This window comes from Bacillus sp. FSL L8-0358, assembly GCF_038593095.1.
GTDB classification, from domain to species: domain Bacteria; phylum Bacillota; class Bacilli; order Bacillales; family Bacillaceae; genus Bacillus; species Bacillus subtilis.
The window spans coordinates 272402-294669 of the sequence record NZ_CP151962.1 but is presented as its reverse complement, the minus strand read 5'-3'; the positions used below and the strand labels follow the sequence as shown (position 1 = coordinate 294669).

Genomic DNA, 22268 nt, shown 5'->3' with positions numbered 1-22268 from the left:
AAAAAGCAGTTTTCCCTGGGGAAAACTGCTTTTCATGTTATCGGCGCCTTTTTTTGCGCTGAGCTTCTTTTTTGATAAACGTCCAAACTCCCTGAACTGCAAATCCGATTAATAGCAAAACGATCAATAGCAGGGTAATAGACGGACCTGGCGGCGTCCCGAGCTGATAGGACGATGTCAGTCCCGTAAATACACTGAATAACGAAATGAGTATGGCTGTAATGAAAACCATGTTAAAGCCTTTTGCAATTCTGATGGCGAATGCTGCCGGCAATACGAGCAGGGCCGAGACAAGAAGGACCCCGATGATCGGAATAATGACTGAAATCGCAAGGCCTGTGACAATACTGAATGACAACGAGAGAACGTTTGTATTGATTCCTGATGTTTTGGCTGTTGCTTCATCAAACGTCAGCAGGTAGAGCGGCCTTCTCAGTACGATAAAATAAAGCAGGATCAGCAGTGTGATAATACTGATAATATAGACCTGCTGCTGGTTTACTGTCACAAGCGATCCAAATAGGTATTGATCGATGCTCATATTGGCTGTGCCTTTGGAAAGGCTGATTAAAAACATCGCGAAGGACAAACCAGCTGCCATCAAGATCGCAATGGACACTTCTGAATAAGTCCGATACGCCCGCCGCATGTATTCAATTCCGATTGCGCCGATGGTCACGACGACTATGCTTGCTGCGGTTACATTGGTGCTGAGAAAAAAGCCGATGGCAACACCTGACAATGAGATATGTGAAAGTGTGTCAGCCATTAAGGCCTGTCTTCTGAGAACGAGATACACTCCTAGTATCGGAGCCATGACGGCGATCATGCCGCCTGCTAGAAAAGCTCGTCGCATGAATTCCAAGTCAAACATTTCCATCCGCCTTTTTCTCCTCTCTCTAATCGAATCACTTTATCTAAAAATTGCTGTACTTCGTTTTGTTCGTGAGTAACCATCACAACTGTGCGGTTGTGATTTTTCACTAGGTGATGCATAAATTCGTAAAATCCTTTTCTGCTGTCGTAATCAACAGCTGTCGTCGGTTCGTCCAGCATCAGCAGATCCGGGTTGCTGGCAAGCATTCTGGCGATACAGATTTTCTGTTTCTGTCCGCCTGATAAATCACCGATTTTACGATGGCGGAGCTCCCACATTTCCACCATTTTCAGTGCTTTTTCTACTTCAAGATGATCTTCTTCATTTAAACGTTTAAACCATTTCCCTTTTGTATAGCGGCCTGACTGAACAAGCTCCAGCACCGTGCTCGGAAAGCCGGCATTAAATGAAGAAATTTGCTGCGGGACGTACCCTATGGTCAGGCGTTTCCCTTCTGTATTCCTTTTACTGATCGTCACTGTGCCTTCCCACGGTTTCAGCATGCCGAGCATTACCTTTATGAGCGTCGATTTAGAGGCGCCGTTTGGTCCAGTGATGCCGACGAACTCACCGCTTTCAATATCAAGTGATACTTTATCTAAAACAGGCGTATGGGAATAGCCGAAAACGATATCTTTCAATGAGACGAGATTCATGTTAATCTTCCTTTCTCACAAAGAAATAGTGTGCACCCTCCGGCGCACACTATCTTATGATTTAACCAATAGTGAATCTTTCAGGGCATCGAGATTTTGTTTCATAATGTCGATATACCCTAAACCTTTATCCTGTTCTTCTTTGCTCAAGCCTTCCAGTGTATTCAGCACTTCTGTCTTCGCGCCGATTTCACTGGCGAGCGTATCTGCGACCTTTGAGGATGCAATTTCTTCAAAGTAAATGACTTTTACATTATGTTCTTTGGCATATGTTTTCAGCTTTGCCAAGCTGGCTGCAGTCGGTTCTTGGTCAGGTGAAAGCCCTGCAATCGGAACCTGCTTCAAGCCGTATTCTTTTGCCAGATAGCCAAAAGCTGTATGCTGCGTGATAAATTCTTTTTTCTCCGCTTTTTTTGCGGTTGTACGATATAGTTTATCAAGATCCTGCAGTTTTGCAATATATTCTTTACTATTTTTCTCATAGTATTCTTTGTTATCCGGGTCCTGCTTCACGATTTGCGCCGTAATATTTTTAACTTCCTTCTGTGCCAGAACAGGGCTGAGCCATACGTGAGGGTCCATTGCATGACTGTGCTCATGCTCCCCATGATCATGCTCTTCGTGTTCTTCTTCAGAGCCTTCCATTAAATCAATGCCTTTGCTTGCATTAACGAAAACGGCATGGCCTTGGCCCATGCTTTTTTCAGTTGATGGAACCCATGTCTCCATGTATTCACTATTATAAACGAACAAATCAGCATCCTGAATGTTGGCAATGTCTTTCGGCGTCGGTTCCCAATCATGCGGTTCAACGGAAGATGGGATTAACAGATCCACATCGCCTTTGTCTTTTACAATTTGTTTTGTGAATTCATACATCGGGTAGAACGTTGTGACAACGTGCAGTTTATCACCCTTTGAATCCGCCGACCCTTTTGTTGATGAGTTGCCGCATGCTGCAACTAATAAAAAGCACGCTGCAATCACAAACAAACCGCTCCATTTTTTAAACATATCGTATATCCCCTCTTTTTCAGTAACTTTAAATCAAAATGATAACGATTTTGTAATCCTATATCATAATAAACCGAAGTCATTACGTTTTGCAAGAATAAATTTCATTTTCATTTATTCTTCCCGCCTGCAGAGCGAATATATGTACTAAAAAAACCCGGCTAAGAATGCCGGGCTACTTAAATCATTAGTTTGTTTTGTCCAGAAGATAAACCCTGCTCTCATAAGGCCGGAACACCATTTCGTCAGCAAGATCATCGTTGTTATAATTGCTGAGAAGCAGAGAGGCCTGAGCTTTGCCGCAGTTCTTAGGCCACTGAAAAACAGCCTGCTCTTTTGAAAAATTATTGACCGACAAAAGCTGCTGTTTACTGTTTTCTCTCATGTATACAAACAACTGCGGATCGTCCGGAAGCAAAAGATCAAAGCTCCCTTTCATGAGGTCAGCGTACTGCTTTCTCAGGCTGATCAGCTTTTTGTAATAGATTAAGACCGAATCAGGATCTCCCTGCGCTTCCTCCACATTGATTGCGGTGAAGTTCGGATTGACCTTCAGCCAAGGCGTGCCGTCAGTAAATCCGGCATTTTTGCCGCTGTTCCACTGCATCGGGGTCCGGGCGTGATCCCGGCTTTTGGCTAAGATCGATCTCATCACATCATTTGGATCATAGCCTTTTTCAAACACCCGTTTATGATACATATTGATCGTTTGGATATCTTTGTAGTCTTCAATCCGGGTAAACGGCGCATTTGTCATCCCGATTTCTTCTCCCTGATAAATATACGGCGTGCCCTTCATAAAATAAAGTACGGTTGCCAGCATTTTCGCTGATGTTTTACGGTATTCCCCATCGTCTCCGAATCTGGACACAATCCGGGGCTGGTCGTGGTTGCACCAAAACAATGTATTCCAGCCTTGATGTTCAAGCTTCTTTTGCCATTTTGTCAAAACCGATTTTAAATCAGAAAGCTCAAGGGGCTTCAAATCCCAATGTTCTTTTCCGGGCTGCTGATCAAGCTCCATATGCTGAAAGTGAAAAATCATATTCAGCTCATGCATATCTGTTCCCGTATATTTCAGGCCTTCTTCCGGTGTGACACTGCCGACCTCTCCGACAGACATGACATCATATTGAGAAAACACTTCATCTGTCATTTCTTTTAAATAGTCATGGATTCTTTCGCCATTTGGCTGAAAGGGCCTCGGCTCTGCCTGCTGATTGATATAGTCCTCATACGAAGGAAGATATTCTTTCTTAGAAATGAGATGGAGCTGATCAATTCGCAAACCGTCGACCCCTTTATCGAGCCAAAATTTCATCATGTCATACACCGCCTGGCGAACTTCGGGATTTTCCCAGTTTAAATCAGCTTGTTTGACGGCATTCATATGGAGATAGTACTCTCCGGTGTGCTCTTCGTATTGCCAGACCGGGCATCCATAGTCTGAGAGCCAGTCCGTCGGCGGGCCGTTCTTTGTGCCGGGACGCCAATAATAATAGCTGCGGTATTTACTGTTTTTGTCCAGCTCCGCTTCTTTAAACCACGGATGCTCGACCGAGGTGTGATTTAACACAAAGTCCATCACCAGCTTTAATCCCCGCTGATGCACCTGGTCCAGCAGCTCGTGAAAATCGTCCATTGTTCCGTAAGAATCCATAATCGCCTTATGGTTTGTCACATCATAGCCGTAATCAACATTCGGAGAAGGATAGATCGGGCAAATCCAAATCACATCTGCCCCGAGCTCCTTTATGTAGTCAAGACGGGAAATAATCCCCCGCAAATCCCCAATTCCGTCTCCATTGCTGTCCTGAAAGCTTCTCGGGTAAATTTGGTACACCACTGCATCCTTCCACCAGTCTGTTTTCATCCCGCAATCCCCCTGTTTTGTCTTCTATTCAAGCTGAGATGGATAAAGTGTCATTCCGCCGTCGACGAAAAGTGTTGTGCCGGTCACATAGCTTGCTTCCTCAGATACGAGCCAAGCTGCTGCTGCCGCCACTTCTTCAGGCTTTCCGAAGGCTTTCATCGGAATTTTTTTCAATTGTTTTTGCCTGCTCTCTTCCTTTTTCGTATCAACATTTGATTCTGTGGCAATGGTGCCGGGCGCTATCGCATTGACGCGGATTCCCTTATCCGCATAATTGAGCGCCAGCGTTTCCGTCATCATCTTGATGCCGCCTTTGGATGTGGAATACTGAACATTTACAGGGCGCGGAATCTGCTGATGAACACTTGAGATATTCAGCACATTGCCCTTGATATTGTTTTTCATCATGTGGTTAAGTGCTGCTTTCGCTCCCAGAAAGGTTCCGGTAACATTGACATCAATCACTCTCTGCCAATCTTCAAGACTCATCTCATGCGGCATCGCCTCAACGCCGTTAAAACCGGAGTTGTTTACCATCACATCGAGCGTGCCGAAATGCTCTAAAGCTGTGTCCAAGAGCGCCTGAATCCCCTCTTCTTTTGACACGTCCGCCTCAACTGCGACGGCTTTCCCTCCGTTCTGCTTAATGATTTCCAGAGTTTCATCGGCTCCAGACGGGTCGCTGTGGTAGTTTACAACAACATTCATTTTCTCCTGTCCGAACCGTTCCGCAATGGCTTTCCCGATTCCTTTTGAAGACCCTGTCACAATCGCTGTTTTTCCGGTTAAATCTTTGTACATACTTGATATCCTCCTCTGATTTCTCACTATGCAGTGGAAAATACCCTGTTTTTCCGAGTTGAAAACAGCACAAAAAAAGCAGAGAACCTGTAGTTCTCTGCCATTTCCTATTGAAAACGCTGCTCGGCAAGCTTCTTTTTAATATTCATCAGCCTGCGGTAAAAGAAAGCGGCGGACTCGTAATGTTCCAGCTGATTGAAACGTTCCGCTGTATCATGCAGCAGATCTTCGGCGTCGGCAAGAAGCTGCCTGGATTCCAGCAGGTCAAAGCATTCTGTAAGCACGTTCAGGTCGCCGCTTCCAAGATACAGCTCATGAATGAGGCGGAATTTCGTCAAGTACATGTCATCCTCCCATTCAGCCGCGCTCTTTATCCCGCGGTCATACGCCTCTACTGCCTTGTCGTATTTTCCCTCTTTACAGTAGATATGGGTCAGTGAAAATACAGCTTGAACAGCTTGCTGAAAGTTGTGCTCCTCAAAAATGGCGGCGGCTGTTTTGAAATAGCCCTCCGCTTCTTTGTAATCACCCAGACTGTACTTACAGTGTCCGACATTATAATAGGCAGCGGCGATCATGTATGCTTCTTCAAGCTGCCTGGCATGATCTAAAGCGCTGCACAAGTGGGTCAGTGCTTTTTCATGATGATACACATCGGTCAAATTTCCGGCGATGATAAATTCACACTGAACCCGGCGGCGACCGTACAGTTCATATTTCGTATAGATATCAAGCGCCTGGCTCGCATAATTCATGGAAAAATACGTTTGTTTGATGTGATAATACACTTCTGCGACTTTAAAAAGAAACTCAGCTTTTTCGATCTCATCCTCGACATACTCGAGCTTTTCCTCGGCATGTTTATAATGGTCGATCGCTAATATGAAATTTTTCTGCTTGAATTCGTACATTCCTCTGAAATAATAAAAGTAGTATTCCAATAAGCCCGTGAGTTTTTGCTGATTGCTTTCAATTTCGTTCAGCATATCAGAGAACGGAGGCTTGGTGTCGCTGTCTTTCACCGGCATCAGCTTATCAAGCATGATTCGATGGCGGAATTCCATCAAAGAAAAATATAAAAGCAAGTCCTGGTTCTCTTCCATATCTTCTAAATCGTATTCAATCTCCTGCTTTAACGCTTCTGCTTGATCTGCTTCAAATGCGCGAATGAGCTTGTACCATTCATTCAGCTTTACTGCTACTTCTTCTGATGGAATCTTTGCTCTCATCGGTCTGCCTCCTTCCTCCTGCTACTATTTATGTTATATTTTATCATAGCTGTTCGCTTTTAGAGAGAGTCAATCACTTGAAAGCGTTAACATTCAGCACATCTTGAGAAAGTGAGACCGATATGAAGTTACCCGCAAAAACATTTGTCATCTTATGTATTCTATTTCTTCTAGATCTTTGTTTTAGTTATATTCGGCATGAATGGCATTCTCAAAACGCCTTGCAGGACATGCCTGTCCCTTCGGATCTTCATCCGATTGTGAAGCAGAATGCCGATGCACTCAAAGCCGCTGCAGCGAATAAAGGCATTACCGTCGTCATTACTGAAGGATTCAGGTCCTTTAAGGAACAAGATGAATTATATAAACAGGGACGTACAAAAAAAGGGAATATTGTCACCTATGCAAGAGGAGGGGAATCGTATCATAACTATGGTTTAGCGATTGATTTCGCCCTTCAAAAAAAGGATGGAAGCATCATATGGGATATGGAATATGACGGCAATCAAAACGGAAAATCAGATTGGCTGGAGGTTGTCGGGATCGCTAAGACACTCGGTTTTGAATGGGGCGGGGATTGGAAACGATTCAAGGACTACCCCCACTTGGAGATGATTCCTAACTAGACACCCCTCACAGCCTTTTCTTTTTCCTTATGTGCGCATCAATATAGGAAGGGTAAACCGGCTTATAGACAAGTTTGTAGTGCTGGTCACTGCCTGCAGTAAAATCGGGCTGCCATTCCAGCTTCACATCAAAAGCGGCTAAAAACGCTTCTCTCGCTTCTTCAGCGGAAACATCCGGCCTGTGATTTATCGCTTCCAATTGTTCAGGTTCAATATCAGGCGCCATAAAAGCGTCAATCAACCCAGTTTCCGGATTGACAATGATGCGGGCAGCGCCGAACCGCAGCGGCACTCCTTTATACCAGACAGAAAAATGGTTGCGGACTCTCCCTCTCTCATCAATTCGGACGGGATTCACCCTGAAAAACTCAGCCGCTCTCGGATAGAGGGCATACAAAAATTGAAGCGCTATCTCTTGGCATTCTTCCGTGGAGCATTGGCGGTTGTTCGGCCGCTCCATAAAAGAAAGCGCTGCTTTTAATTTTCCAGTTCTTTTATCCGTCTTCATTTTGATTGTGTTTTTATTTCTCGTTTCAAAATAGCTTCCTATGCTTAAATCCTTACGCTCCGGCGCAGCGCCCCTGCGCCATGTGCTTCCAATTTGTTCTCCAAAGTCTCTTTCACTGACTTTCTGCATATCAGAGGTAAAACCCAGCAAGGCAAATATATCAACTTCTTCCTTGTTCTGAAGCGGCGGCAGTGACGCCGTGTTTTCTATTCTTTCATCTGCGATATGCTGGTCGGGCACAATTTCGTCTATATCTGCGGGATAGCTGTATCCCGGGAGAATCGGTTCATAAACAAGCCTTGGTTCCTGTTCGCCATCAATGACATCATACATCAGCTCAAAAGACATTGTGTTTAAGTAATGGGACACAACCTTCTCTTTTGCTACAAATTCTGTCGGAACTTCGGCTTTATGCCCTTCCCCGTAATATAGAAAGTGGACAATCTGACCGCTTCGTGTCATATCAATTAAAAAGCCTGAATTGGGAATCGGAAGCCCCAGCTCCATTTTGGTATAGACAAACCGGATGTGCTGCCCCCGTTCTTCCTTGCCTTGAAAATGAAAATTCATAAATGTGCCGGGATGATTGGCAGCGGCAAACTGAAGAGCCGTCAGCTTCAGCTCGGCATCTGGAAGTTGTTTGTCTGTCTCGGAGCGGACAGTTGTTGAAAAGGTGAGCAAAGCGCCGTCATTTCTAAGTTCAACTGTAATGTGCTTTTCCGGATCTTTAGGGTCCTTCCAGATAAAATATGCCTGCCCGTTCTTCTTTTGCTTTTGGTCGTAATCTTCTATCTCAAGCTCATAATGCGTCGGTACATTTCCGATCTCCTGCGCCTTCTTTTTCAGCTGTTTATTAACCAATGAAGTCATCCCTTTCAAAGAGTCTACGACAAAGAGAATCCTGTTTATTATATAAAAAGACCTTTCTTCATTTAAAGTGAAGAAAGGTCCTTTTCTATTATTGTCATTGTTTTTCAAGATTCTTTCTGTTACTTTCATCACATACTCTCTTCTATATCCGAGGCAATTGCGTGACTTTTGACTGTTTCACCATAAGCTGAAGACAGCCTCTCCTGTATGTGCATCGATAAAACGCGGATACACCGGCCTATAGACGAGCCGGTAGCTGTGTTCTTCATTATCGTGATATTCTCTTTCCCAGCCAAGCTCAACTTTAAAATGCTGCCAAAAGATAGACTTGGCTTGTTCAACTGAAATGGCCGGCACAGGATTAATGGTTGCCAGCTCATTTGGGTCAATATCCGGTCCCATATAAACGGTGATATACCCTGTCTGGCGGCTGACACAAATTTTGATCTGCCCAAATCGGATCGGAACTCCGTGACAATGCGCTTCAAATGTAAAAACAGCGACTGCGTTTTCTTCTTCATCCTTTTCGTCGTATCTGATCCTAAAATATTGATCGGCATTCGGAAATAAAGCAAACAGAAAGCGAAGCGCGATTTTTTCGCACTCTGCCAAAGTTACTGTCAGCGGCCCTTTTTTCTCCATAAATGACATGACGCCTTCAAGTTTTCCGGTTTCTTTGTTATAGATGGTTTTCAGCACTTGATGAGTCCGTCCCTTAAACCAGCTGTCCATGCTTTTATCCGCCGGCTGATACACAGGGTCATCCGGATTCCGCCAAACGATTCCGATTCTCCCATCTCCCAAATCCGCTTCCCGCTCTTTGACAAACCCATTTTCAATACCAATCATGCTGTCAGGATCGGCCTTTTCGTGGATGCCCTCGAATAAAGGGAGAGGAAAGCTCTCAGGCTCCCTGTAATTATCGTCATCATCAACTCCTCCTTGTTCTTCTTGAACCAAATCCGCAGGTACGGTAATCGCCCTACATTCAGGCTCATACACCAAATGCGGCTGATCATCTCCATTTTCGTAAACAGAACGATGGAGAACCTGAAACAAAAGGTCGAACTCCACGTCCTTCTTGATAAAGGCAAGTGCCTCTTCAACATCCGCGACCCTCTTTGGCTTGATGATGCTGCCTGCTTCGCCGTAATAGCGGAAGTAAACGATCTCACCTGATAAGGAAACATCAGCCATAAATCCGCTCATGGGGAGAGGAAGCCCAGCCTCCATTTGAACATATGAAAATCTCACTTTATTGCCGTATGCACGGTCATTTTCTTCACGAACAAAGCCAGAGAGTGCCCCCGGATGATGAGTCTCGACAAATTGGCGCATGATATCCTCTAGTTTCTCCTCAGACAGCCTTTCTCCGCTTTCAGGTTCAATATCACGGGAAAGGGATTCCAGCTCTCCGTCCGGTCCAAGTTCCACGATAATGCCGATATTCTCATCCTGAGGATCTGCCCAACAAAAATGAGCTTTTTTGTCATCACCGCCATAATCTTCAATTTCCAGTTTTAAGTGTGTCGGCACCCGGCCGATTTCCAGTGCTTTTTGTTTCAGTCCCTCTTTCTTCACAAAGGCAGCCCCTTTCATCCTTCTTAAGTTCCCTCCAACTAATCAAAAAGTAATAGTCTAAAATACACAGTTTTCTGAGTTTACCAGTTTTACCAGAACATTTTTCACCAAAAATAGGATGATGAACCTATTCAATATAAAAGCTAATAATCTTAAAATTAATTCCGTTGTAACTTTTTATAGGTCCATTCATGACAAAGGAGGGCGGAGTTTCCAGAAAATCCGGTGAAAACCGTGAGAAAAGAACTGATTTTTTTGGTTATATGATGCTAATCCATTCAAAAAGATCCATTTCTCAAAGACAAAAGACTCCCCTTTCCTAAACCATTTGAGGAGGAAAAATGAATGTTTCAGAAAAAAACGTACGCTGTTTTCCTAATTCTTCTGCTGATGATGTTTACAGCTGCTTGTTCCGGCAGCAAAACAAGCGCGGAGAAGAAAGAATCAGAAACAGAAAAAAGCTCAGATATAGCTCAAGTCAAAATCAAGGATGTCTCTTACACGCTTCCGTCTAAATATGATAAGTCCACTTCAGATGACCAGCTTGTGTTAAAAGTCAATGTCGCGGTGAAAAACACAGGAAAAGACCCGCTGAATGTAGACAGTATGGATTTCACATTGTATCAAGGTGATACCAAAATGTCTGACACAGACCCTGAAGACTATAGCGAAAAGCTTCAAGGCAGCACGATTAACGCTGACAAATCCGTTGAAGGAAATCTTTTCTTCGTTGTAGATAAAGGCAAGCAATACGAGCTTAACTATACGCCGGAATCTTACGGTGATAAAAAGCCAAAATCAGTTACTTTTAAAATTGACGGAAAAGACAAAAAAATCCTGGCGACGGCAGATAAGCTCCAAGATTCTGCAAAAGCGTTATCAGCTTATGTTGATGTCCTTCTTTTCGGCAAAGATAACGCCGATTTCGAAAAAATCACCGGCGCTAACAAAAATGAAATTGTAAATGATTTTAATGAATCAGCCAAAGACGGTTATCTCTCAGCTTCCGGCCTTTCCAGCACATATGCGGACAGCAAAGCGCTTGATAATATCGTGAACGGCATTAAAGAGGGATTAAGCAAAAACTCTTCCATTCAGGCAAAAACGACTTCAATCTCTAAAGACGAAGCAATTGTTGAAGCCACAGTTAAACCTGTAGATGCATCTTCTCTTTCAGACCGTATCGAAGACAAAGTGAAAGACTACTACAGTAAAAACTCTAGTGCCAGCTATGAAGAGGCAGTGAAATACGCGCTTCAAGTCTATCCTGAGGAATTCAAAAAGCTTGGACCTGCTTCATCTGAAAAAACAGTTGAAGTGAAAATGAAGAAAAATGACATCGACCAATGGCAGCTTGATATGGATGATTACAGAGCAGCAGAATTAGTCGAAGCATTCATCAAAGAATAAAACACCAAAAGGAAATAGCCGTGACGGCTATTTCCTTTTTATTTAAAAATGTCGCTGATGAAATTCACTTCGTCTTCGGTCAGTTCAATGTTCAAGGTTTTCAGGTTATCCTGTAATTGCTCAGGTCGTTTAGCTCCTGGAATAATGGCATCAATCGCCGGTCTCGTTAACAGCCACGCCAAGGCGACATGTGCCGTATCCGCTTGTTTTTCCTCCGCTACTGCTTTCAGCTTATCTACTTTTTTGAGATTGTGGATAAACGTTTCACCCTGAAATTGAGGTTTATCCTTTCTGAAATCATCAAAGACGGTGTCTCGCGTGAATTTTCCTGTCAGCAGTCCGGACGCAAGCGGAAAGTAAGGAATAAAGGAGATGCCTTGTTTTTCACAGTACGGAAGAAGCTCTTTCTCGGCATCACGCTGTATGAGAGAATATTCGGCCTGGAAGACCTCCAAATAGCCGTCAGCATTAAATTCCTGCAATTGCTGATAATCGAGGTTCGAAGCGCCGATTGCTTTGATTTTCCCCTCATCCTTCAGCTCTTTCAAAGTGCCCGCCACTTCAGCGAGAGGTGTTTTTCCATCCGGAAAGTGAACATAATACAAATCAATGTAATCTGTTTTCAGCCGCTTCAGGCTCTTCTCGACCTCGCTGCGAAGAAACTCCCGGCTATTGTCTAATTCAATGCTGCCGTCCACTTCTTTATGAGCTCCTTTGGTGGCGATGATGAGCTCATTCCGCACGCCGCGTTCCTGTAAGACTTCGCCGATTAATTCTTCAGATCGCCCCAATCCATATATAAAGGCGGTATCGATAAAATTGACGCCGCCATCCAATGCCGTGCGCACTAAATCCTTCCCTGTTTCATCATTTAGATTTGGAAATAGATTATGCCCGCCGACCGCATTCGCGCCGAATCCGATCCGCTTCACCTTCAGCTTCGTTTTGCCGAGTGTACGTGTTTGATCCATTGTTCCTTCTCCTTTGAAACCAATTTTGATGAAAAATAGTGCAGGGTCACTTTTTGTATTAGATATCCTTTTTCTATTTTCCTTCTTTTTTCAGGATATACAAAAAGGAGAAAGTGTATTTCTCCTTTCGCAAGTTTATTTTGGAAGAACCCATTTGTCTTTCAGGAAGCAGGCTCTGGCTAGTAAAAAGAAGATGGCGATGAGCACGGCGATGGTTCCTGACGTAGACAAAATGGCAGCCGAGTCAACCATCCCGAATAAAAGCTGTTTAAATAACGCATGCAGGTTCAGAAACGGGATGAGAAAGTATGATAAGTCAAATTGGTTCGGTGCCTTGCTGAAGATGAAAAACATCGGGAACACAGGCAGAAAGACGACGAGAGACATATAACTTTGCGCTTCTTTTACCGAGCTGGACATGATGCTGATGAAAAGCTCCATCGCAGAGATCAGCAATGCAGAGAGCACAATGATTAAGGCTGAAGCGCCGATTACAATCCACATATGATCTCCCAGCTGGAAGGCCGTTTTTAAATTTTCGGTAAATAACACGGTGGACAAAATCAAAAACACCAAAGCCAATACACCTGAAGCCACGCCAAAAGTGGAAACCGCAAGCCACTTGCCGACCAGCATTTTGTTTCTGCTGACTGGCGTTAATAGCAGCGCCTCGATTGACTTCCGGTCCTTTTCACCGGCCATGATATCAAGAGCGATCGGCATTGCGCCGGAAACAATGGAAGTCAGAATCAGCATGGGCAGAATGGCGGAAAGCATAATAGCGGAAGTCCCTTTCTCCTCATCCGCTTCCTTTTGCTGAATCGTAAACGGCTGGATCACCGATTGATCAATATGCTTATTTGTTAAACGTTGCTGCACAATTTCATTTTTGTACTGATCTAAGGCAGACTGCACAAACTGCATGGCATTTGACGACCCTTGATCGATTGAATTGCCGTAAACATCAACCTTAAAAGGTGTCATGCTGTTGACATAAGAGTCGAACTCTTTCGGGACGTTCAGATAGGCATCTGCTTTTCCTTCATCAACTGCCTCTTCAGGCTTTGCAAATGTTTTTACGCTGATTTCGTCAATCTCATTAAGCTTGCTTTCCAGTGCGGGCGGAAGCGAATGGCCGACAGCCAGCGTGTACTGCTCCCCTTTGTCGGACAGCATGCTTTCATAAAAGAAGACAAGTCCAAGCATCATAATCATCGGCACTAAGATTGTGAGTAAAATCGTTTTTCTGTCGCGCAAAGCGTCGATCATTTCTTTTTTATAAATATGGCTCAGCATTTAAGAAATCCCCCTGACAAGCTTAGACATAAAGATGTAATTCAAATCCTCACTGCGCTTGCTCTCGTATAGGGATTCAAGCGCTCCTCGGTAAATCACCTCTCCGCTGTGAATCATGATGACACTGTCACAGAGCGCCTGCACTTCCTCCATAATGTGGCTGGAGAAAAGAATCGTTTTTTGTTCTCTTTTCAGCTGCTGAATAAATTCGCGGAAGATGTTGCTTGACGTAATATCAAGCCCAGTTGTCGGCTCATCAAATAAAATGATGTCCGGATCGTGAATCAGCGCTCTGGCAATGGCGACTTTCTGCCTCATGCCTTTCGAAAACCCGCCCACTCTCCGGTTCATATAATCGCGCATGCCGAACCGTTTCGATAAATCTTCTATTCTTGCTTTGATCTCGTGGCGGTTCAGCCCATACAGCCTGCCGAAGTATTGGAGATTTTCTTTAGCGGTCATCCTGTCGTAAAGCCCGGTTTCTCCTCCGAATAAGACACCGATTCTTTTTTTGACCTCAGCCGGCTGCTTGACCGTGTCAAAGCCGTCTACTGTGATTACACCCTGTGATGGTTCAAGCAAGGAAGCAATCATTCTCAGCATCGTGGTTTTGCCGGCACCGTTTTCTCCGAGAATGCCGACGACTTCTCCTTTTTCAATTGTTAAACTTACATCTCGCACCGCTTTGACTACTTTTTTCTTATCCTGAAACCTGCGGCTGCAATCGGTCAGTGTAATCATGTCACAATCTCCCTTATCTTTATTTCTAGTAATGACTATATACGAAAAGCTGGATTAGTTGGATAAAGTTGTCGCGAAGAGTTCTTTTTATGTCGCGAAATGGGATAGAATAAAGATGATTCTATGTAACTAGGGGAATGATAATGGTAAAAGTCGGACTTGTAGATGATTATCGAGTAGATTTAGAGAAGCTGGAAGCGATCGTGTCCAGAATGCAGGACGTCGAAATTGTCTTTTCCACCGATTCAGCGAAGGAAGCCTACAGGCGGGTAAAGAACGGAGACATTGATCTGCTGCTTGCCGATATCGAGATGCCCCATATGTCTGGCTACGAGCTTGCTGATTTGATCAAATCCCATTCACTTGATGTGGATGTGATTTTTGTTACCGGCCACGGCGGTTATGCGGTTCACGCCTTTGACCTGAACGTCCATGATTATATTATGAAGCCGTACTATGCCGACCGTCTGGCCGCTTCCTTCGACCGGTACTTGAAAAAGAAAACGGAAACGAGTTTGAATGGGCGTATATTGATAAAGCAAAAGTCTGAAATGCATGTCCTGCAAAAGAAGGATATTATTTTCGCAGAACGGACGGGACGTTCGACGACGATTGTGACAACCGCCGAAGAGGTGCAAACGTATCAAACATTAAATGATATTAAAGGCGACCTGCCCGAAAAAGATTTTCTTCGTTCGCATCGTTCCTTTATTATCAACATTCATTACATAAAGCATTTTTCCGCTTATACCAAGCATTCATTTACAGTTTCCTTTGAGGGAACGTCTAAAAAAGCGATGATCACCAAGCAGCAGCTTGATTATTTTCAAAACTACTATTTTTGAGGAGTTTAGTACGTGATTACCCTTTTTCAATGTCTTTATCTGATTTTATTTAGTTTCATATGTTATCAGGGAGCTGCTGCTCTTTCACACAGCACAGCCGTCTCTTGGCTCACCGCTGTTTTAGGCGCAGCTGCTGCAGGATTGTACATTTGGAAAACGAAGCGGGTGTGGAAACACTGTTCCTCAGGTCTTTGTGCATGGATTGCCGTGATTCAAGTGATGTCGGCGGGAGTGGTGCTTATCGGCACAAACATCATGCCGGCATTATGTGTAATCGCGATATTTGCAGGGTGTGAAGGGCTCCGTATCGGACAGTCTGCTTTGCAGGCAAGGCTTTCTGATCAAATTGATAAGCTGACTCAGGCTGAACAGCACGCCAATCAAATGCTGATTGATGTCAGAAGCCGGAATCATGACACAATGAAACATATCACTGCAATCAAATCAGCTCAGCCCAAGGCAGATACACAAGCATATATTCAAAACTGGGCGGATCAATACAGTCAATATGACCGTTTTTTGAAAGGAGAGAACGCGTACGTTGCAGGGGTGCTTTATGATTTTTTAGAAAAAGCCCGCGCCTCGAATGTGAGTGTTTCGCTGCATATGCATACACCGCTTTCTTCCCTTCCGTTTTCGCCTGCTGATCAGGTCAGCTTGGTCGGCAACATATTAGAGAATGCGCTCGACAGCGCGGCGGAGGCCCGAGAAAAAGCAGAGATTAAACTGGAGACTTCACTGCGCAGCGGACTTTATGTACTGACTTGTGAAAACAGCACTCCCGGGATGGACCCAAAAGTGCTCGATACAATCTATCAATCGTTTGGCCGCTCAACGAAAAACGGCGCTCATGAAGGCATGGGCACATATATCATTCAAAAACTGGTGAAGAGCGCTTTTGGCAGGCTGGATTTTACCTACCGCCACCCCGTCTTCCGGTTAGAAATCAAAATTCCGTTTCAGAAATAAAAAAACCTTGAAAAGCCTGGCTTTTCAAGGTTTTTTTCATTATGAGGATAACGCTTGTGCAAAACGATCCGCTTCATCCTGCAGCGTGCTTTCAATTTCTTTGTAACGGCTGGAAATCGTTGATGCGCTGACGCCGTATTTTTTCGCCAGTTTAGCTTGAGAAACGGACGCGCCGTTAAGAGAAATCGCGTTTACATAATATTCAACTGCCGCCGCAAAAGCTTCGGGCTTTCTGATGACAGGTGATTTTTTCTCGCAGAATGTTTTCCAGATGTCAATAACAGCTGGGATCAATTCAGTCGGATACTCTTCACCGCTCATGCCTTCTTCAATAGCCGCAGCGGTTTCTTTCTCCAAGTCGTTTGCCCACTCAACAGTGCTTACTTCCGCTTTCTCTGCTTGTGGCTCTTCATCTTTCTCAGCTAACAACGCGAACAGAACGTTGTTGAATTCCTGCTTCATGAAGTCCTCCGGCGTTTTGCCGTCCTTCACAGCGGCATCCGCATATTTCTTCACCTTGCTGATCAGAGCTTCTGTTCTCTTCACCGGGAAGATCGTGAACTGCATGAAGAATTCTGCTTTTTCCGCTTCGTGGATTGGGTATCCAAGAATCAGGCTCCCCACTGGAGGAAGGTCTTGATTGCTGGCGTCCATTTCCACTTCGAATTGTTTTGCCGTAATGACATCTTCAAAGTGAATGATGCCTTCCTTCAGGTCCTTCAGCAGCAATAAAGCAGGCGTCATGCTCTGCCATGATTCTACGATCTCACGCGTTTTCGGACGAGTGATCGAATCGCCTTTTTTCTGAAGGTACTCTTCGAAGATTGTCTTCTCACCAGCAAGCGGGTGGAAGAAGATTCCCCAGATTCCTAAGTTAAATACGCTGATGTCTTTCGTCTGTCTGTCCATAGCAGAAAGAAAATCATGCTGGTTGATAAAGCCTGAAATGCTTTCTCTATGTACTGTGAAGGCGTACTCCACTAAGTCTTCCTGAATTTGTTTCGCTTCTTTTGCCGCTAGTTCCGCCGGGAAGTCGACAACTTTACTTCCGCAGCATTTTTTATATTTCTTGCCGCTGCCGCACGGGCAAGGGGCATTTCGTTTCACTTTTCCCACAATAAACCCTCCGAATTCTGTTGTAACTTTTCTATTTTAACAAAAATAACTTCTGAGGGCTTGGTTTCGGGCTAAAAAAGAATTTGGTAATATGATTATCCGGCTGATTATGCCAATTTACCTATGACATTTTCATCATCTTTTGTGAATTAAGGCTTATCACCTATTCCCACTTTAGGCCCTTCTTTTTTACAATCATTAGGTATTTATCTAAAATTTTAAGGAGTGTTTAAGTTGGAACTAGCTGGTTTTATGCTGCGCGCCTGCGCTCTTATACTTGATGTAATCATTGCCGCAGCAGTGATTTTGGCTGCCGGATTTACGTTTGGCGACGGCTCCGCAGGCGTCATTATTGTCGCCATACTCATGTTGCTTGTGTATCCTTTGCTGATGCCGCTGACAAATTGGAAGGGCACACTGGGCAAAAAAATCATCGGACTGCAAATCGTAAGAGACGAAACACACGAGAAAATTTCTTTCCTACAGGCGATTGTCCGTTATATCATAGCGTGGGTGCATGTATTCTCCCGCCTGATCTATTTGACAGCCGCATTTACGAAGAAAAAGCAAACCGTTCATGATATGGCGGCGAAAACCATTGTGCTGAAAGCAGAATAACCTTGAAGAATAGGACTCTTCAAGGTTATTGATCTCATTAGTTTGTATTCTGGCCCCCGCCGTTCAGCCCTTCTTTAATCAGGCTGTTGACTTGGCTGCTGTACAGAAGGCCGATGTGTCCAACGCCATGGATTTGAACGTTTCTAGCACCATCTAATCTTGATAAGTAATTCATGACAATCATATCGGCACTGCTGTAAATGGATGTGTATAAAATCTTTTGATTTGGATCTGTTCCCGGAAGCGCCTTGCCTGTCGTCAAACGGTTGGCGCCGCCAAGCGTTACGACGTTTGCAATTTTATTTCCGCCGTCCAGATTTTTTATGTAGTAAAGTGTGTTCGCGCCCCCCATGCTGTGAGCGACAATATCCACTTTTTTCGCGCCCGTTTCATCTAAAACTTTTTGCACAAATCGTGATAATACCGGGCCATTGTTATAATTTGTCCCTGTCTTGTCCCAAAAATCAACTGCATACAGCTTGTCCCGCGACCAGCCCTGAGATACGAGATAGCTCTTAATCCCCGCAAAATTGAATGATGCCCCTCCAATACCGTGAACCATAACGACTGGATTGTGTTCAGCGGCTTTTGCTGACGGCTGCAACGCAAACAGCGATGTAACAGACAGCATCAAAATTGTTACAAGTGCAATGATCCTTCTTTTTACAAATTTCATAATATCCTCCTTTTTTTGTAACAAATTCTCCAATTATATTACGTTACCAAATTAATTAAGTAAAGGGTAATTTTGACTTATTTTTAAAGAAATTTTAAGATTCAGAGGTCATTATTGGTCCTAAAAAGCCAAAAAAAAGAAGGCTTATTCGCCTTCTTTTCTTCAATACTCATTGAAATAAGCTTGGATTTTTTGAGGATCATTTGTTTTGGTAAGCGCAAGCATCAGCAACATCCGTGCTTTTTGGGGGTTTAAAGAGTTCGATGCCAGCAGGTCCTTTTCCGCATAGTCTTGGTTTGGTGTGACGACACCATTTCCCGTGCGGGTAGAGCGCACCACTGTGACGCCTTTTTTGACTGCGCTGTCCGCCCCTTTTTCGGCTGCATCAGATAAAGACCCGTTCCCAGAACCGGCAAATACAATCCCCTTTGCTCCGGCTTTTACAGCAGCGTCAAACAGGTAGCTTCCGTCATTTTGGTATCCATAGATAATGTCAACCTGCGGCAGTTCATCAAGATTAGAAACCGAGAAATCCGTGTCCTTCGTATGCTTACGGGTAATCTCATTATTAAAATAGATATCATCTGCAATTGTTCCGACGAAGCCCATTTCTTCTGATTTAAATGTATCTGTTGTGGTTGTGTTTGTTTTGGTGACATATCGGGCTGAGGCAATCCGGTCGTTAAGAACAACAAGCGTCCCTTTCCCTTTTGCCTCAGGTGCACCTGCCACTTTCACTGCATTGTACAGGTTAGAAGGCCCATCAGCGCTGATGGCTGTGGAAGGTCTCATCGAACCGACAATAACAACCGGTTTATCACTTTTCACGGTGAGATTCAAAAAATAAGCGGTTTCCTCCAATGTATCTGTTCCATGAGTCACGACGATTCCGTCTACATCATCTGTAGCGAGCAAGTGGTTGATGCGTTTCGCCAGCTTCAACAATATTTTATTATCAATATTTGTGCTGCCGACGTTAACAATCTGCTCGCCGCTGACGTTTGCAATGTCCTTCATTTCTGGAACTGCCTCGATCAGTGATTCAACGCCGACAACACCTGCTTTATATTCAGTCGTTGAGGTTTTCGATTGATCGGCACCAGCTATCGTGCCTCCTGTCGCTAAAATTCTAATATTCGGCAGATCCTTTTTTTCAGATGCAGAAGCCGAAGAGACTTTTTGTGTCTGCGTTTTTTCTTTCGGGGATTCTTTTGTTTCAGGAGAATGTGAACATCCGGTAAAAACAAACAATAGTGCGGTAAAAAGTACGAGCATTCGTTGTTTTTTCATCTATTTCTCTCCTTACATCCATATGATGATTAATCATTGAATATTTTATCTATTCAGTCAAAAGATCAGTCAGCTTTTCTCTCAGTATTTTTTGTTGTTATATCCTTCTTTTTTTGTCTTTTCATACAATGATTTTTTCTTGACAATTGATGATTGAATCAGGATAATAGACCAGTCACTATATTTTTGATTGCAATTCAGTAAGGTGGGAATGTTATGAGTTATGGAGATTCCCGTGAGAAAATCCTTTCGGCAGCTACCCGGCTTTTTCAGCTGCAAGGGTATTACGGCACGGGGCTGAACCAGATTATAAAGGAAAGCGGCGCGCCTAAAGGCTCTCTTTACTACCACTTTCCCGGGGGTAAAGAACAGCTTGCGATCGAAGCCGTGAATGAGATGAAGGAGTATATCCGTCAGAAGATCGCGGACTGCATGGAAGCCTACACCGATCCAGCGGAAGGCATTCAAGCCTTTTTGAAGGAGCTCTCCTGCCAGTTTTCATGTACGGAAGACATTGAAGGCTTGCCTGTGGGCTTGCTAGCGGCTGAGACGTCATTGAAAAGCGAATCGTTGCGCGAAGCCTGTCATGAAGCCTACAAAGAATGGGCTTCTGTGTATGAGGAAAAACTGCGGCAGACTGGCTGCAGCGAGAGCCGTGCAAAAGAAGCCAGCACTGTGGTTAATGCGATGATTGAAGGCGGCATCCTTTTATCTTTGACGGCAAAAAACAGTACGCCGCTCCTTCATATCTCCAGCTGCATTCATGACCTGCTGAAGAGATAAAAAAACGACATACTACATGCAGTTGATAGAGAGGGGAAATAATTTTGGAAACAACAGCTAAAGCATCTCAGCAATACAAAGTGATGCCGATTATGATTTCCTTGCTGTTGGCCGGTTTTATCGGCATGTTCAGTGAAACAGCGCTGAATATTGCGTTAACCGACCTTATGAAGGAATTGAACATTACAGCGGCAACCGTCCAATGGTTAACGACGGGCTACCTGCTCGTACTCGGTATCCTTGTTCCTGTTTCAGGACTGCTGTTGCAGTGGTTCACAACAAGACAGCTTTTTACCGTGTCACTTATCTTTTCAATTTTAGGTACATTCATTGCGGCGCTTGCGCCGAGCTTCTCGTTTTTATTAGCGGCAAGGATCGTTCAGGCACTTGGAACCGGTCTTTTACTGCCCCTAATGTTTAACACAATCTTGGTGATTTTCCCGCCTCATAAACGGGGCGCCGCAATGGGAACGATCGGTCTTGTCATTATGTTCGCGCCCGCCATCGGCCCAACTTTCTCAGGATTGGTTCTGGAGCATCTCAACTGGCACTGGATTTTCTGGATCTCTCTTCCATTCCTTGTGCTGGCGCTTGTTTTCGGTATCGCATATATGCAGAATGTATCTGAAACGACAAAGCCGAAAATCGATGTATTGTCTATCATCCTGTCGACGATTGGCTTCGGCGGCATTGTGTTCGGATTCAGCAACGCGGGTGAAGGCTCCGGGGGATGGTCCAGCCCGACTGTTATCGTGTCGCTGATTGTCGGCGTTGTCGGCCTTATCCTATTTTCAATCCGCCAGCTGACAATGAAGCAGCCGATGATGAACCTCCGTGCGTTCAAATACCCGATGTTTATTTTGGGTGTGATCATGGTGTTCATTTGTATGATGGTCATTCTGTCATCTATGCTGCTTCTGCCGATGTATCTGCAAGGCGGCTTAGTCCTGACTGCATTTGCATCTGGTCTTGTTCTCTTGCCGGGCGGTATTTTAAATGGATTTATGTCCCCTGTTACAGGCCGCTTGTTCGATAAATACGGGCCGAAATGGCTTGTCATTCCGGGATTTGTGATTGTCACCGTTGTACTATGGTTCTTCTCAAATGTCACGACCACTTCAACGGCTGTGCTGATTATCATCCTGCACACCTGCTTGATGATCGGGATTTCTATGATCATGATGCCTGCACAGACAAACGGTTTAAACCAACTGCCGCGCGAATTTTATCCAGACGGCACCGCCATTATGAACACGCTGCAGCAAATGGCCGGCGCTATCGGAACAGCGGTTGCGGTCAGCATTATGGCTGCAGGCCAGCATGATTATATGAGTACAGTTAAAAACCCTGCCGATCCGGCAGTCATCCCGCAAGCTTTGACAGCGGGTGTACAGCACGCATTTGTGTTTGCAATGATTGTTGCCATTATCGGTTTAATTGGCGCTTTCTTTATGAAGCGCGTGAAGGTAGATCATTAATATGAAAAGCCCCTGACCTAGTGTTCAGGGGTTTTTCTAT

The 22268-nt window shown here is 44.4% G+C and carries 22 protein-coding genes; 8 read left to right on the top strand and 14 right to left on the bottom strand.

The window, feature by feature from the left end; genetic code table 11:
* Positions 1-37: 37 nt before the first annotated feature.
* The 6 genes from znuB to rapJ all read right to left on the bottom strand — a co-directional run bounded on the left by znuB (position 38) and on the right by rapJ (position 6450).
* Positions 38-880: a zinc ABC transporter permease ZnuB gene (znuB, locus tag NYE49_RS01630; RefSeq protein ID WP_047182039.1), complete on the bottom strand. Its 843-nt coding sequence runs from the start codon at positions 878-880 to the stop codon at positions 38-40.
* Complete coding sequence (gene znuC / locus NYE49_RS01625; protein WP_014475714.1) at positions 838-1533, bottom strand: zinc ABC transporter ATP-binding protein ZnuC; 696 nt, start codon at positions 1531-1533, stop codon at positions 838-840. The genes znuB and znuC overlap by 43 nt, the downstream gene beginning before the upstream one ends.
* Positions 1534-1587: 54 nt before the next feature.
* Positions 1588-2547, bottom strand: a complete 960-nt coding sequence (locus tag NYE49_RS01620) for a metal ABC transporter substrate-binding protein (RefSeq protein ID WP_047182038.1) — start codon at positions 2545-2547, stop codon at positions 1588-1590.
* Positions 2548-2734: 187 nt separating this feature from the next.
* Complete coding sequence (locus NYE49_RS01615; protein ID WP_047182037.1) at positions 2735-4420, bottom strand: alpha-glucosidase; 1686 nt, start codon at positions 4418-4420, stop codon at positions 2735-2737.
* 24 nt (positions 4421-4444) lie between these two features.
* On the bottom strand, positions 4445-5221 hold the full coding sequence (locus tag NYE49_RS01610; protein ID WP_015382686.1) for an SDR family oxidoreductase: 777 nt from the start codon (positions 5219-5221) through the stop codon (positions 4445-4447).
* A 107-nt stretch (positions 5222-5328) separates the two neighbouring features.
* The gene (gene rapJ, locus NYE49_RS01605; protein ID WP_015715201.1) at positions 5329-6450 is read right to left on the bottom strand and encodes a response regulator aspartate phosphatase RapJ; all 1122 of its coding nucleotides are present in this window, start codon (positions 6448-6450) and stop codon (positions 5329-5331) included.
* A gap of 122 nt (positions 6451-6572) precedes the next feature.
* Between rapJ and cwlK the strand changes: the two genes are divergently transcribed.
* Positions 6573-7076, top strand: a complete 504-nt coding sequence (gene cwlK, locus NYE49_RS01600) for a peptidoglycan L-alanyl-D-glutamate endopeptidase CwlK (RefSeq protein ID WP_047182036.1) — start codon at positions 6573-6575, stop codon at positions 7074-7076.
* Positions 7077-7083: 7 nt separating this feature from the next.
* Here cwlK and NYE49_RS01595 read toward each other — a convergent pair whose 3' ends face one another.
* Entirely contained in the window at positions 7084-8445 is a 1362-nt protein-coding gene (locus NYE49_RS01595; protein WP_047183527.1) for a YcdB/YcdC domain-containing protein, read from the bottom strand.
* A 186-nt stretch (positions 8446-8631) separates the two neighbouring features.
* The gene (locus NYE49_RS01590; RefSeq protein WP_047182035.1) at positions 8632-10053 is read right to left on the bottom strand and encodes a YcdB/YcdC domain-containing protein; all 1422 of its coding nucleotides are present in this window, start codon (positions 10051-10053) and stop codon (positions 8632-8634) included.
* Positions 10054-10226: 173 nt separating this feature from the next.
* Here NYE49_RS01590 and NYE49_RS01585 point away from each other — a divergent pair, with 173 nt between their 5' ends.
* Together NYE49_RS01585 and NYE49_RS01580 are read left to right on the top strand one after the other, a co-directional pair.
* Positions 10227-10358 carry a hypothetical protein gene (locus tag NYE49_RS01585; protein ID WP_003246334.1) on the top strand — a complete coding sequence of 44 codons (132 nt, stop codon included), beginning with the start codon at positions 10227-10229 and terminating at the stop codon, positions 10356-10358.
* Between the two features lie 22 nt (positions 10359-10380).
* Positions 10381-11445 carry a DUF4352 domain-containing protein gene (locus NYE49_RS01580; RefSeq protein ID WP_003234750.1) on the top strand — a complete coding sequence of 355 codons (1065 nt, stop codon included), beginning with the start codon at positions 10381-10383 and terminating at the stop codon, positions 11443-11445.
* A gap of 38 nt (positions 11446-11483) precedes the next feature.
* On the opposite strand, the gene NYE49_RS01575 is transcribed toward NYE49_RS01580, so the two are convergent.
* From NYE49_RS01575 to natA, 3 genes are all read right to left on the bottom strand, one after another.
* Positions 11484-12416: an aldo/keto reductase gene (locus NYE49_RS01575; protein ID WP_047182034.1), complete on the bottom strand. Its 933-nt coding sequence runs from the start codon at positions 12414-12416 to the stop codon at positions 11484-11486.
* A gap of 135 nt (positions 12417-12551) precedes the next feature.
* Complete coding sequence (gene natB / locus NYE49_RS01570) at positions 12552-13712, bottom strand: sodium ABC transporter permease NatB (RefSeq protein ID WP_047182033.1); 1161 nt, start codon at positions 13710-13712, stop codon at positions 12552-12554.
* Positions 13713-14453 (bottom strand): sodium ABC transporter ATP-binding protein NatA, encoded by a 741-nt coding sequence (natA, locus tag NYE49_RS01565; protein ID WP_342410832.1) that lies wholly within the window; start codon positions 14451-14453, stop codon positions 13713-13715. It lies immediately after the preceding gene.
* Between the two features lie 143 nt (positions 14454-14596).
* Between natA and natR the strand changes: the two genes are divergently transcribed.
* Positions 14597-15298: a two-component system response regulator NatR gene (natR, locus tag NYE49_RS01560; protein WP_003234759.1), complete on the top strand. Its 702-nt coding sequence runs from the start codon at positions 14597-14599 to the stop codon at positions 15296-15298.
* A 12-nt stretch (positions 15299-15310) separates the two neighbouring features.
* On the top strand, positions 15311-16267 hold the full coding sequence (gene natK, locus NYE49_RS01555) for a two-component system sensor histidine kinase NatK (RefSeq protein WP_047182032.1): 957 nt from the start codon (positions 15311-15313) through the stop codon (positions 16265-16267).
* A gap of 39 nt (positions 16268-16306) precedes the next feature.
* On the opposite strand, the gene NYE49_RS01550 is transcribed toward natK, so the two are convergent.
* Positions 16307-17383 (bottom strand): helix-turn-helix domain-containing protein, encoded by a 1077-nt coding sequence (locus NYE49_RS01550; RefSeq protein WP_003246276.1) that lies wholly within the window; start codon positions 17381-17383, stop codon positions 16307-16309.
* 234 nt (positions 17384-17617) lie between these two features.
* Here NYE49_RS01550 and NYE49_RS01545 point away from each other — a divergent pair, with 234 nt between their 5' ends.
* Positions 17618-18001, top strand: a complete 384-nt coding sequence (locus tag NYE49_RS01545; protein ID WP_047182031.1) for an RDD family protein — start codon at positions 17618-17620, stop codon at positions 17999-18001.
* A 37-nt stretch (positions 18002-18038) separates the two neighbouring features.
* Here NYE49_RS01545 and lipA read toward each other — a convergent pair whose 3' ends face one another.
* Together lipA and ansZ are read right to left on the bottom strand one after the other, a co-directional pair.
* Positions 18039-18677, bottom strand: a complete 639-nt coding sequence (lipA, locus tag NYE49_RS01540; protein WP_047182030.1) for a lipase LipA — start codon at positions 18675-18677, stop codon at positions 18039-18041.
* A 162-nt stretch (positions 18678-18839) separates the two neighbouring features.
* Positions 18840-19967, bottom strand: coding sequence for an asparaginase AnsZ (gene ansZ / locus NYE49_RS01535; RefSeq protein ID WP_047182029.1), 1128 nt, complete (start codon positions 19965-19967; stop codon positions 18840-18842).
* Between the two features lie 216 nt (positions 19968-20183).
* Here ansZ and lmrA point away from each other — a divergent pair, with 216 nt between their 5' ends.
* Both lmrA and lmr(B) read left to right on the top strand, forming a co-directional pair.
* Complete coding sequence (lmrA, locus tag NYE49_RS01530; RefSeq protein ID WP_047182028.1) at positions 20184-20750, top strand: transcriptional regulator LmrA; 567 nt, start codon at positions 20184-20186, stop codon at positions 20748-20750.
* 38 nt (positions 20751-20788) lie between these two features.
* Positions 20789-22228 (top strand): lincomycin efflux MFS transporter Lmr(B), encoded by a 1440-nt coding sequence (lmr(B), locus tag NYE49_RS01525; protein WP_010886396.1) that lies wholly within the window; start codon positions 20789-20791, stop codon positions 22226-22228.
* Positions 22229-22268: the final 40 nt, after the last annotated feature.

Excerpts from the sequence above, each read along its gene's own strand:
- natB (WP_047182033.1), bottom strand. The coding sequence starts at position 13,712 with ATGCTGAGCCATATTTATAAAAAAGAAATGATCGACGCTTTGCGCGAC.
- natA (WP_342410832.1), bottom strand. The coding sequence starts at position 14,453 with ATGATTACACTGACCGATTGCAGCCGCAGGTTTCAGGATAAGAAAAAA.
- lipA (WP_047182030.1), bottom strand. The coding sequence starts at position 18,677 with ATGAAATTTGTAAAAAGAAGGATCATTGCACTTGTAACAATTTTGATG.
- rapJ (WP_015715201.1), bottom strand. The coding sequence starts at position 6,450 with ATGAGAGCAAAGATTCCATCAGAAGAAGTAGCAGTAAAGCTGAATGAA.
- NYE49_RS01590 (WP_047182035.1), bottom strand. The coding sequence starts at position 10,053 with ATGAAAGGGGCTGCCTTTGTGAAGAAAGAGGGACTGAAACAAAAAGCA.
- znuC (WP_014475714.1), bottom strand. The coding sequence starts at position 1,533 with ATGAATCTCGTCTCATTGAAAGATATCGTTTTCGGCTATTCCCATACG.
- NYE49_RS01620 (WP_047182038.1), bottom strand. The coding sequence starts at position 2,547 with ATGTTTAAAAAATGGAGCGGTTTGTTTGTGATTGCAGCGTGCTTTTTA.
- znuB (WP_047182039.1), bottom strand. The coding sequence starts at position 880 with ATGGAAATGTTTGACTTGGAATTCATGCGACGAGCTTTTCTAGCAGGC.
- NYE49_RS01575 (WP_047182034.1), bottom strand. The coding sequence starts at position 12,416 with ATGGATCAAACACGTACACTCGGCAAAACGAAGCTGAAGGTGAAGCGG.
- natR (WP_003234759.1), top strand. The coding sequence starts at position 14,597 with ATGGTAAAAGTCGGACTTGTAGATGATTATCGAGTAGATTTAGAGAAG.
- NYE49_RS01615 (WP_047182037.1), bottom strand. The coding sequence starts at position 4,420 with ATGAAAACAGACTGGTGGAAGGATGCAGTGGTGTACCAAATTTACCCG.
- NYE49_RS01610 (WP_015382686.1), bottom strand. The coding sequence starts at position 5,221 with ATGTACAAAGATTTAACCGGAAAAACAGCGATTGTGACAGGGTCTTCA.
- NYE49_RS01585 (WP_003246334.1), top strand. The coding sequence starts at position 10,227 with ATGACAAAGGAGGGCGGAGTTTCCAGAAAATCCGGTGAAAACCGTGAG.
- cwlK (WP_047182036.1), top strand. The coding sequence starts at position 6,573 with ATGAAGTTACCCGCAAAAACATTTGTCATCTTATGTATTCTATTTCTT.
- lmrA (WP_047182028.1), top strand. The coding sequence starts at position 20,184 with ATGAGTTATGGAGATTCCCGTGAGAAAATCCTTTCGGCAGCTACCCGG.
- ansZ (WP_047182029.1), bottom strand. The coding sequence starts at position 19,967 with ATGAAAAAACAACGAATGCTCGTACTTTTTACCGCACTATTGTTTGTT.
- NYE49_RS01580 (WP_003234750.1), top strand. The coding sequence starts at position 10,381 with ATGTTTCAGAAAAAAACGTACGCTGTTTTCCTAATTCTTCTGCTGATG.